The following is a 10349-nucleotide window of genomic DNA, read 5'->3' as shown; positions in this document are numbered from 1 at the left end:
GATAACTGAGTCTTCTGGATGGAAAGCTCTATTAGCTAATTTATATAGTTCTGATACATGCATGACCTTTTCTACAGCTGGATCAACTTCTATCGATTCTGGATCTACTTTTGTTGTATCTCCAATAATTCCAATAACTGATTGTGTTGCCCCATTTACAACATTTACTCTTAACCCTAATTTTTCTACTGATCCTGATACTTTTTCTACATCTTCTTTAGATGCTGTTGTTTTCATTACAATAATCATATTACTTGTCCCCTTTTCTTCATTTCCCTTGATATAAATAAAAAAGCTCTCATCCTCTAAGGACGAGAGCTATCGCTTCGTGATACCACCTTTGTTTATTAGTATATTACTATACTAACCTCATCGAGTACAATCATACTCTTCCACTTTAACGGGTGTAACCGGAGATGCCTACTTAAAACTGTTCAACACTCTACTCCAAGATGAATTCAACAAAAATCTCTACTTTCCTTTTCACCTACCAGGAAATCTCTACGCTAAAGATCAACGTCTACTCTTTCTTTTCACAGTATTTATATCAAATGTGATTACATTGTATACAAATTGTTATCATCTGTCAACCATTTGTTTTAAATATAATAAAAACATCTCATTAGAGATGTTATCATCACTTGGAGCGGGTGATGGGAATCGAACCCACGTAGTCAGCTTGGAAGGCTGAAGTTCTACCATTGAACTACACCCGCAAGTATGGTGCCCGAAACCGGACTCGAACCGGTACAGCTGTTACACCGGCAGATTTTGAGTCTGCTGCGTCTACCAATTTCGCCATTCGGGCTTGTGTGCCTTATCATTATAACAAGACCTTTATTATAAAACAAGCAAAAAATAAAAAAAGAGTATTCCCTACTCTAATTTATCTTTAAAATCATTCCATTTTTCTTCTGTGAAATTTTTTACACGATCAATCCCATTTTCTACATCATCTACAGCATCTTGAAAAACACCTTCCCCATTTCCATAATAATGCATCATCAATGTTTTCGTTTTCTTTCCTAATTCTAAAATTTCTTTTTCTTCATTTGATAACTTTTGATCTGTATTTTTTTCTATATACTCTAATCGACTCGCAGCTTCATAAATTTTTTTAGCTTCTTCTTGATTATCTTGAGTAATTCCTTCTTTGATTTTATCATAACCATCTAAAATTGTTTGTGTTAAGGCTTTAACATCTTGTTTAGAAGTATCATTTTCAACATCTTGATCTATCTGATCAAAATCATCTTTTACATCATCCCAAGCAATTTCTACGTTTTCTTTAAAACCACTATCAGTTGTTTGATTTCTACATCCCGTTAAAGTAAAAGTACAAGTTATTAAAAGTATCAAAGTTATAATATATCTTTTCATTTTATTCCTTCTTTCATTTCTAGTATGTCCTTGATATTTTATTTCATACTTTTATTGAAGAAAAAGCATGTTTTCGATAAAATATAAAAAAAAGAGGAGTGCTTATGACAAATAAAGAAAGATTTATAGAATTATATAAAACAAATATAAAAAGACCTGGAAGTGAAAAACTTCTTGAATATTTATTATCTCCACATTCTGATTTCTTTGAAGCACCTGCCAGTGCACGATTTCATGGAAGCTATGATGGTGGATTACTTGAACATAGTTTAAATGTATATGATTGTTTGAAAGATTATCTTCAAAGAGAAAGAGTGAAAGATACATATCAAATGAATTATAGTGAAGAAACAATTGCGATTGTTTCATTATTACATGATTTATGTAAAATTAATTGTTATAAAAAGGGAACACGTAATGTTAAAAAAGATGGTCAATGGATTCAAGTACCAAACTATGAATATGATGATCAATTGCCTTATGGTCATGGTGAAAAAAGTGTTTATATGATTAGTGGGTATATGCGTCTTACAAGAGAAGAAGCCTTTGCGATTAGATATCATATGGGCTTTTCTGGAAATGAAGATGCTAGAAATGTTGGAAAAGCTTTTGAAATGTTTCCTATTGCTTTTGCATTAAGTGTTGCCGATATGGAAGCAACTTATTTTATTGAGGGGAAAAAATAATGAATGAATTATTTATTAAACGAATGAAAGAATTATTAAAAGATGATTTTGATGCTTTTATTAATTCTTTAAATGAAAATGAAGTTAAAGGATTTTATTTAAATCCTTTAAAAAAGGATGTTTTAAATCATTTAAATCATCAATATATAGAAAAACATCCTTATGTAGATGGTGGTTATTATTTTGATTATCTTCATTATCCATTAGGGAAAAGTCCTTATTTTATGTGTGGACTTTATTATATTCAAGAACCAAGTGCTATGAGCGTAGCAGCTTGTTTAGATATTAAAGAAAATGATTATGTTTTAGATATGTGTGGTGCTCCTGGAGGTAAGACGTGTTATGTTGCCAGCCGTCTTTCTAATGAAGGATTAATGATTGCTAATGATATTTCTAAATTACGTGCTTCTATTTTATCAAGTAATATTGAAAGATTTGGTTTAAAAAATACAATTGTGACGAATTGTGATCCTTTAAAAATGAAATTTGAAAGTTTCTTTGATAAAATCATTTTAGATGCTCCTTGTTCTGGAGAAGGTATGTTTAGAAAAGATAAAGAAGCAATTGATACTTGGTCAATGCAAAAGATAAATGAGTGTGCTTATATTCAAAGAAACTTAATTGATCAAGCATATAAGATGCTTAAAAAAGATGGCATTTTAATTTATTCTACATGTACTTATTCTTTAGATGAAAATGAAAAACAAGTTGAATATATGATCAATGAATTAGGTATGAAATTACTTCCAATTAATAAAAAAGAAGGAATGTCTGATGGTTTTATTGAAGGAACCATTAGAATGTATCCTCACATTAATCGTGGTGAAGGACAATTTATAGCCATGTTACAAAAAACAACAGAAACAGCTATTTCAAAAGAAAAAATCTTAAAACCAAATTTAAAGAAAGAACAGCTACAACTTGTTCAAAAGTTTTATCAAGAAAACTTAAATATTCCTGTACCACCTTATCTTTATCAATCAAATAATCATGTCTATGCTATTTTAAATCATTTTCCTGAACTTCCAATCAAAGTTTTAAGAAATGGTCTTTATTTAGGAGAATGTAAAAAAGGAAGATTTGAACCAAGTCTTTCACTTGCTCTTACTTTAAATAAAGAAGATGTTAAAAGATCTTATAATTTTAAATGTGATAGTCAAGAAGTAAAAGATTATCTTTCTGGTTTAACCTTGAAAGGAAATAATCAAAAAGGCTATGGTGTTATTTTTGTAGATGGTTATCCACTTTCTTTCTATAAAGAAAGTAATAATCAAGTTAAAAATTTATATCCTAAAGGACTTAGACGATGAAAAGATATTTAGAAATTGAAAAAATCGTATATCAAGAACTTGAAAAAAACTGTTTTGGAAACAAAAAAAGACAAGGCTATCGTCATCTATTTGGCGTTTCAACCTTATGTATTGCCTATAGTCAGTATGTACAATTAGACTGTGAACTATGCGCTATTATGGGACTTTTACATGATTATTCCGTTTATAAAAACAATACCTCATTTAATCACGCTCAACTTTCAAGTGAACTTGCTAGAAAGATGTTAGAAGAAAGTTTATTGTTTGAAAATGAAGAAATAGATATTATCGTTCAAGCTATTAAAAATCATTCAACTAAAAATAAAGTTCATGATCAATATAGTGAACTACTTAAAATGTGTGATGTTTTAGAAACTTATTATCATGATCCTGATTGTATTTTTGATGAATATCATCAAAAATATATTGAAAAAGCATCATTACTTCTTAACAAATAAAGAACCTTATTGGTTCTTTATTTCAGACTGTTGACAAATAAAAAACAACAGTCTTTTCTTTTGTAAAATAAAAAGACATTAAAAATAGAAATTTCAAGTATCTTTATAATACAATTATTCTACTATAAGAAACAATTGTATCTAATTACAACAATTCCTCAACTATAACATTCGAGGAATTAATTAGTAGGAAATAAATATTATTGATAAGATATCAATATTCTATTTTTTAGTTAGAATTTATAACAAAAAAGGATGTTACGATTTAAATTATTTCGTAACATCCCCTTTATTTTAATTCTTCTAATATAATTTTAGCAATCTTTTTGTTATGAATAATATAACTGCTATGATCTTCTCCTTCGAGAATTCTAAACTCACAGTTTTTAATATGATGTGAAATACGTTCAATATGATCTAATTTAATTAAATCATCACTTCCTGCAAGCAGTAATGTTTTAGCTTCTATTTGATGAAGTTGTTGATTAGAAATATGAGGTTCTTCTAACATCATTCTAATTAAAGGATTTTTTGTTTTTTGATATTGTTCCTTCATTTCTTGATAAATTTCTAATATAACACCATTGGGTTTAACATTGACTCCTGCAAGAATTAAATGATCTACAAGTTTTGGATAAAGACTTCCTATTAATAAACCAATAATTGCTCCATCACTACTTCCCATTAAAGAAACATCTTTTAATTCAAGTTGTTCAATCATTTCTTGAATATCCTTTGCCATATCTAGATAATGATATTCTAGAACTTTATCACTTTGACCATGTCCTCTAGAATCAACAGCATAAACAGTATAATGCTTTTTTAATAATTCTATAGCTTCATCAAAAATACGATGATCTTCTTCATTTCCATGAAGTAAAATTAAAGGTTTCCCTGTTCCTTGTTTTTCATAAAACAAGCGCACACCATTTACATGTATAAACATTAACAATACTCATCCATACACGCTTGAATTCTACTTTGAACAAGAGCAGCAATTTCAGGTGTTTTTAAATCTTTATATTCATCATATTCAATTGGTTTTAAATAATGAATTTGTGCTTTTACGGGTTTAATTGTATTGTTATCAAATACTTGATAACAATCAATCATTGCTACTGGAACAATTGGACAATGAGATTTTAAAGCAATTTTAAAGGTTCCACCTTTAAATTCACCTATTTTATTACCTTGTTGAGAACGTGTTCCTTCTGGATAAATAACATAATTCATACCAGCTTCTATTTCTTTAGAAACGTTTTTAACCATTTTGGCACCATCTCTAATATTACTACGATCTAAAGCATAATAGTCTAATGTTTTAACAACATCTTTAATTAAAATTGTAGATGCTAATTCTTTTTTTAATACAAATTTAGCTGTTTTATCATGTGTTTTAAAAACAGCCACAATATCAAATAATCCTTGATGATTAGGAGTAATGAGATATCCATTTTCTTGAGGAAGATTTTCTAAACCATAACATTCTAAATCTACTCTTGCTTTTTTAACAATTTCATCAGCAACATTATGTATAAATTGATATCCTTCATCAATTGTTGGATATTTTTCTTTATTTTGATATTGTTTTAATTTATAAAACCACCAATAAGGTAATTTAAAAATACATCTTAAGACAACTAAAATAATTCTTTTCATATCATCATCCCTTTTTATAGATTTGTAAGACAAATGTTTCCATTTGTGTTTCTTTTTCTAATTGAAAATTATATTCGTCAAAACTTGGAAAATAGGTTTCGCCTTCATGTTTTCCTGGTATTCTAGAAATAATCAGTTCATCTACATAAGGAAGTGCTTGCTTATAAATAGAAGCCCCTCCACAAATAAATAAATCTTCCTTTTTATTTTTATATTCTTGAATCGTTTCTAATAAATCATGTCTTACTTCTACACGTTCATCATCTAATTCACCACGGGTTACAACAATTGTTTTTCTATGAGGAAGTGGTCTTCCTATTGCCATGTATGTTGTTTTTCCCATTAAAATTGTTTGATGAAGTGTTGTTTTTTTAAAATGTTGTAAATCTTCTTTATTATGCCAAGGCATTCCATTAGAAGAGTCTTTTTTACCAATTAATAAATCATCGTCTGTTGCTACAATAATAGAAATCATTAGACACTCACCTTTCCAACAAGTCTGCCATGAGATTGATAATTTTCAATTTTAATATCATCTATTGTAAAATCAAAAATAGATTTAACTTCTGGATTTAAAATAAGTTGACATTTAGGGTAAGGAGTTCTAGAAATTTGTTCCTTAACAACATCAAAATGATCTTTATAAATATGAGCATCTCCTATAGTATGCACAAATTCTTTTGGTTTGTACCCACATACTTGAGCAAGCATTGCTGTAAATAAAGCATAAGATGCAATATTAAATGGCACTCCTAAAAATGTATCTGCACTTCTTTGATATAATTGACAACTTAAATATTTTTTATCATTGCTTACATAAAATTGTAAGAAAGCATGACATGGTGGAAGTGCCATTTCATCAACTTCTGCTGGATTCCAGGCACAAATAATATGTCTTCTTGAAAATGGATTATTTTTTAATGAATCAACAAGTTTTGCTACTTGATCAACACCTTCATTATTAAAATTACGCCATTGTCTACCATAAACTGGTCCTAATTCACCATATTTAACAACAAATGGATCATCTGCTGGTAATTCTTTGATTTTAGCAACAAATTCTTCTAAAGTTTCTCCATGAAAATCTTCACTTTTCTTAAAAGCTTCATAAGGCCATTCATTCCAAATCTTCACATTTCTATCAACAAGATATTTTATATTAGTATCTCCTTTAATAAACCATAATAATTCTTCAGCAATAGGTCTTAAAAACATTTTCTTTGTTGTAAGTAAAGGAAAACCATCTGTTAAATCATAACGTGTTTGATAACCAAAAACACTACGTGTTCCTGTTCCTGTACGATCATCTCTATCTTGACCGTTTTCTAATATATATTGACACATATCTAAATATTGTTTCATTTCATTCACCTCTTTGTCAATTATATAGAAAATCATTTCAATTGTCATCTACAAAAAAAGAGGATTTCTCCTCTTAATCATATCTATGTCGATATTCTTCCATCATTCCTTTAAAGATTTCACCATTTGTAGGTGGTGTAAAGGTTACAGCATTTGCTCCTGCTTGAATAACTTCTCTAACTGTTTCTTCTGTTGGTCCACCAGTAGCAATAATAGGGAAATTAGGATCAATTTCTCTTAATTTTTTAACAATTTTAACAGTATCTTTTCCTCCAGATACATTTATAATATTTGCTTTCGTATGTAACATTCTTTTTTCTAAATCTTCATTTAAAGAAACAATTGTTAAAACAACAGGAATATCAATATCATCTGCTAGATTTTGAACAAATTCAGTTGTTGTTGGTGCATTTAAAACAACAGCTGTTGCTCCATGTAACTCTGCATCTAAAGCAATCGATTCAACACGTTTACCGGCAGTTGTTCCACCACCAACACCAACAAAAACAGGTCTTTGAGCAACTGAAATAATTGCTTCTGTAATTTGAATTGTTGGTGTAAAAGGATAAACCGCAATAACAGCATCCGCATTACAATTAGCAATCACCGCTACATCTGTTGAAAAAACCAATGATTTAATTCTTTTTCCATTAATTAAAACTCCTGTAGCTTCACGATAAACTTCAGGTACAAGAATTGTATGACTTCTAAGTTGGGTATTGATTTTAGGTATTGCTTTATTCATAAAATCCTCCTTAATGTCTTTGAATATAATGATATGTTGCTCCAATTAAATTCGCATCATTTCCAAATTGACATACTTTAATATTTGGTCGTACATGTGCATGCGTTAATTGAGAAAAAATAATATCTAATTGTTCATTGACTTTATCTAATAAATCACTTCTTGATGAAATAGCTCCACCAATAATAATCATGCTTGGATCATAAGCATATTGTAAATTATAAATACCCATTGCAAGAGTACGATAATATTCATCAACATATTTTTTATAAACTTCATTATTATCCGCTTGATCAAAAACTTCTTTACCATCTAAAGTATGATAATCAACGCCTAGTTCCTTAGCCACTCTTTTAGTTACCGCAACAGTTGATCCATCATCTGACCATGTATAATATTTCTTTTCATCTTGATCATATCTCATAATCATATAACCAAATTCTCCACCATGTAATGCATTTCCATGATGAACATGACGATCTTTAATAACTGCTCCACCAATTCCTGTTCCACTAACAATAAAACAGCAATCATTTTCATGACATGCAACACCTTTCCATACTTCTGCAAGGGCTGCACAGTTAGCATCATTTTCAAATTCAACATCTTTATTTAAACGTTGTTTTAAATCTTCTTTAATATTTGGACCATGAATATAATCGATAGCACTTGAACCATAAATAATACCACCATCACTATCAACAGCTCCTGGCATTGATAAAGCAATTCCTTCTACATCTTGATATTCATGAGCTACATTTTCTATTTCTTGATACATTTTTTCTAATGTATCTGGTGTTTTAAATTTATTTGATGAAGACACTCCTCCTTCTTCATTTACAACAGCATATTTGACAGATGTTCCCCCAACATCAAACGCTAAATATTTTTTCATAAGCTTCTCCTTTCGTTTCTTATATTATTATAGTATATTTTTTTGAACAAATCATTAACATCCTTATTTTATAAACACCTTATTCCATTTATCATAATTTCTTTCCAATAATTCAAAATCAACCGTTGCTAATTTTATATAATTATAAGAAGATTTTCTTTTTTTCAGTTTATAAACAATTTGTGCTCGTCTCAATATATCCTCTTGATTTTTAAAACTTCTTAAAACCTGAACTTGATTTATTAATAATCTCTTATACTTTAAATCTTTTTCTAAAAAAATATTAAACTCATGATAACATCCTTCAGGAACAGGAATCATATTATTAAATAATAACTTTCCTAGATATGATTCAACCGTTGGATTCCCATTAAATATTCTTTTAATAGTTGGAACTCGTGTAAATTGAACTTTTTTATGACCATCTTGATCATTATAATAATCTCTTTTATCAGGTGAAGATAAGGGAATAAAATACTTATAACCATTTATTAATACTTTTATAGCAATAAATTTTCTTTGATGATTTCCACTATTATGTATTAAAACTTTTGAATCTGCTTTGTATAAATATTCCATATATTGACTATCAATTTCATATAATTTCATAAATATAGCTCCTTTTAGATAATAAAAAAACGAAGAGGTTCTCTCTTCGTATAAGTATTTGATTTCTTATAAGAAATCTATGATTTTTTAGCTCCCACTATTTGGCAGGGAATCTCCTGATTTTTTAGCTCCCACTATTTGGCAGGGAATCTCCTGATTTTTTAGCTCCCACTATTTGGCAGGGAATCTCCTGATTTTTGAAGACAATTTCTCCACTGTTATAATAGCAATTTTTGTCTCAAAATACAATTGATTTATTAAGATTATTCATCTATTTTTAATACATGGATTCCATGGTATTGACAATAAGTGAACTACTCCGACTTACACTTCGTTTAGAAGTCGGAGATTCTTGCTTCAACCACTACAGCCTCTAATGACAATACATTATAGGTCTTACACAGTGTCCACAAGCGTATAAGTTTGGCTCGTCCCAAGCCTACTTTTATAATTTATCTATAAGGACTGAAGAATTCTCAATCCTTCTGTAAGTATGTTGATTGCTGCATTATGGTCTCTGTCTCCAGTATAGCCACAATCACATGTATAAACTCGGTCTTTTAGGTCGAGTTTTTTTACACTTCCACAGCAATGACAGATTTGGCTAGAAGGGTACCACTTGTCAACTTTTACAAAATATTTACCTCTTTCTTTAAGCTTGTACTCAAGCATATTAAGAAACATTCCATAACCGTTGTCAAAGGTCGCTTTTCCATTGCCAAAACCTTTATTTCCAATAGCTTTCATATCTAAGTCTTCGACACATACGGTATCATACTGATTGGCTATCTCAGTAGATTTCTTATGAAGACTGTCGAGACGTTGATTCGCTATTTTTCTATAGATTCTGTTTACTTTTCTCATTTGTTTAAAATAGTTGCTTGATTTTGTTTCATTCTTTTTAGAACCTGCTTTTCGTGAAAGTCTTCTTTGTTGTTTAGCAAGCTTCTTATGACTTTCTCGATAGTATTTATGAACTCCTGCTTTATTCCCATTACTGTCCATATAAAGTCCATCGGATTTATAGTCAAGTCCAATAGCATTTGTACTCGATTTGGAAACAGATGGAATGTCTTCCTGTTCATATTCGAAAAGAACGGAAGCAAAATAGTTACCGACACTATCTTGAGAGACAGTAACGGATTTAAGCTTCCAATCATCTTTAGGCAGCTTATGAATAACAGCTTTGACCATTCCAACTTTAGGAAGCTTTATGACATTTTTACCAATAAGAATATTGTTGTT

The 10349-nt window shown here is 29.5% G+C and carries 12 protein-coding genes, 2 tRNA genes, 1 pseudogene and 1 other annotated feature; of the genes and pseudogenes, 3 read left to right on the top strand and 12 right to left on the bottom strand.

Annotated elements, in window-relative coordinates; translation table 11 throughout:
* The 4 genes and pseudogenes from OCV55_RS13910 to OCV55_RS13895 all read right to left on the bottom strand — a co-directional run.
* Positions 1-249, bottom strand: a pseudogene (locus OCV55_RS13910) (3-deoxy-7-phosphoheptulonate synthase); the annotation flags it as partial.
* 55 nt (positions 250-304) lie between these two features.
* Positions 305-546 (bottom strand) — a binding site (T-box leader).
* 96 nt (positions 547-642) lie between these two features.
* Positions 643-716, bottom strand: a tRNA-Gly gene (locus OCV55_RS13905).
* Positions 717-721: 5 nt separating this feature from the next.
* Positions 722-808: transfer RNA gene (locus tag OCV55_RS13900), tRNA-Leu, on the bottom strand.
* A gap of 68 nt (positions 809-876) precedes the next feature.
* Positions 877-1380, bottom strand: coding sequence for a hypothetical protein (locus OCV55_RS13895; RefSeq protein ID WP_147580918.1), 504 nt, complete (start codon positions 1378-1380; stop codon positions 877-879).
* 104 nt (positions 1381-1484) lie between these two features.
* On the opposite strand from OCV55_RS13895, the gene OCV55_RS13890 reads away from it, so the two are divergent.
* The 3 genes from OCV55_RS13890 to OCV55_RS13880 are packed head-to-tail and all read left to right on the top strand — an operon-like array spanning position 1485 to position 3834.
* Entirely contained in the window at positions 1485-2066 is a 582-nt protein-coding gene (locus tag OCV55_RS13890; protein ID WP_022001187.1) for a hypothetical protein, read from the top strand.
* Positions 2066-3376, top strand: a complete 1311-nt coding sequence (locus OCV55_RS13885; RefSeq protein ID WP_118348102.1) for an RsmF rRNA methyltransferase first C-terminal domain-containing protein — start codon at positions 2066-2068, stop codon at positions 3374-3376. Before OCV55_RS13890 ends, OCV55_RS13885 begins: the two co-directional genes overlap by 1 nt.
* Positions 3373-3834 (top strand): HD domain-containing protein, encoded by a 462-nt coding sequence (locus tag OCV55_RS13880; RefSeq protein ID WP_117851907.1) that lies wholly within the window; start codon positions 3373-3375, stop codon positions 3832-3834. The genes OCV55_RS13885 and OCV55_RS13880 overlap by 4 nt, the downstream gene beginning before the upstream one ends.
* Positions 3835-4123: 289 nt before the next feature.
* Here OCV55_RS13880 and OCV55_RS13875 read toward each other — a convergent pair whose 3' ends face one another.
* The 8 genes from OCV55_RS13875 to OCV55_RS13840 all read right to left on the bottom strand — a co-directional run.
* Positions 4124-4780: an alpha/beta fold hydrolase gene (locus OCV55_RS13875; RefSeq protein WP_147580917.1), complete on the bottom strand. Its 657-nt coding sequence runs from the start codon at positions 4778-4780 to the stop codon at positions 4124-4126.
* Positions 4780-5493 carry a lysophospholipid acyltransferase family protein gene (locus OCV55_RS13870; RefSeq protein WP_032091679.1) on the bottom strand — a complete coding sequence of 238 codons (714 nt, stop codon included), beginning with the start codon at positions 5491-5493 and terminating at the stop codon, positions 4780-4782. The genes OCV55_RS13875 and OCV55_RS13870 overlap by 1 nt, the downstream gene beginning before the upstream one ends.
* A gap of 4 nt (positions 5494-5497) precedes the next feature.
* Positions 5498-5968, bottom strand: coding sequence for a dihydrofolate reductase (locus OCV55_RS13865; protein WP_147580916.1), 471 nt, complete (start codon positions 5966-5968; stop codon positions 5498-5500).
* Positions 5968-6855 (bottom strand): thymidylate synthase, encoded by an 888-nt coding sequence (gene thyA / locus OCV55_RS13860; RefSeq protein ID WP_147580915.1) that lies wholly within the window; start codon positions 6853-6855, stop codon positions 5968-5970. Before thyA ends, OCV55_RS13865 begins: the two co-directional genes overlap by 1 nt.
* A gap of 73 nt (positions 6856-6928) precedes the next feature.
* The gene (locus tag OCV55_RS13855; RefSeq protein WP_032091681.1) at positions 6929-7600 is read right to left on the bottom strand and encodes a beta/alpha barrel domain-containing protein; all 672 of its coding nucleotides are present in this window, start codon (positions 7598-7600) and stop codon (positions 6929-6931) included.
* 10 nt (positions 7601-7610) lie between these two features.
* Positions 7611-8495: an ROK family protein gene (locus tag OCV55_RS13850; RefSeq protein ID WP_119362913.1), complete on the bottom strand. Its 885-nt coding sequence runs from the start codon at positions 8493-8495 to the stop codon at positions 7611-7613.
* Between the two features lie 63 nt (positions 8496-8558).
* On the bottom strand, positions 8559-9104 hold the full coding sequence (locus OCV55_RS13845; protein ID WP_147580914.1) for a type III toxin-antitoxin system ToxN/AbiQ family toxin: 546 nt from the start codon (positions 9102-9104) through the stop codon (positions 8559-8561).
* 456 nt (positions 9105-9560) lie between these two features.
* The coding region (locus OCV55_RS13840) for an RNA-guided endonuclease InsQ/TnpB family protein (RefSeq protein WP_147580913.1) at positions 9561-10349 on the bottom strand (789 nt) is incomplete at its 5' end.

Source organism: [Clostridium] ammoniilyticum, assembly GCF_025566905.1.
Lineage (GTDB): Bacteria > Bacillota_I > Bacilli_A > Erysipelotrichales > Coprobacillaceae > Faecalibacillus > Faecalibacillus intestinalis.
Note: the sequence above shows the minus strand (reverse complement) of the source record. Positions and strands in the feature narration are given on the sequence as shown.

Bases quoted from the DNA above. Each gene is read 5' to 3' on its own strand.
- OCV55_RS13895 (WP_147580918.1), bottom strand. From the start codon at position 1,380: ATGAAAAGATATATTATAACTTTGATACTTTTAATAACTTGTACTTTT.
- OCV55_RS13890 (WP_022001187.1), top strand. From the start codon at position 1,485: ATGACAAATAAAGAAAGATTTATAGAATTATATAAAACAAATATAAAA.
- OCV55_RS13885 (WP_118348102.1), top strand. From the start codon at position 2,066: ATGAATGAATTATTTATTAAACGAATGAAAGAATTATTAAAAGATGAT.
- OCV55_RS13880 (WP_117851907.1), top strand. From the start codon at position 3,373: ATGAAAAGATATTTAGAAATTGAAAAAATCGTATATCAAGAACTTGAA.
- OCV55_RS13875 (WP_147580917.1), bottom strand. From the start codon at position 4,780: ATGTTTATACATGTAAATGGTGTGCGCTTGTTTTATGAAAAACAAGGA.
- OCV55_RS13870 (WP_032091679.1), bottom strand. From the start codon at position 5,493: ATGAAAAGAATTATTTTAGTTGTCTTAAGATGTATTTTTAAATTACCT.
- OCV55_RS13865 (WP_147580916.1), bottom strand. From the start codon at position 5,968: ATGATTTCTATTATTGTAGCAACAGACGATGATTTATTAATTGGTAAA.
- thyA (WP_147580915.1), bottom strand. From the start codon at position 6,855: ATGAAACAATATTTAGATATGTGTCAATATATATTAGAAAACGGTCAA.
- OCV55_RS13855 (WP_032091681.1), bottom strand. From the start codon at position 7,600: ATGAATAAAGCAATACCTAAAATCAATACCCAACTTAGAAGTCATACA.
- OCV55_RS13850 (WP_119362913.1), bottom strand. From the start codon at position 8,495: ATGAAAAAATATTTAGCGTTTGATGTTGGGGGAACATCTGTCAAATAT.
- OCV55_RS13845 (WP_147580914.1), bottom strand. From the start codon at position 9,104: ATGAAATTATATGAAATTGATAGTCAATATATGGAATATTTATACAAA.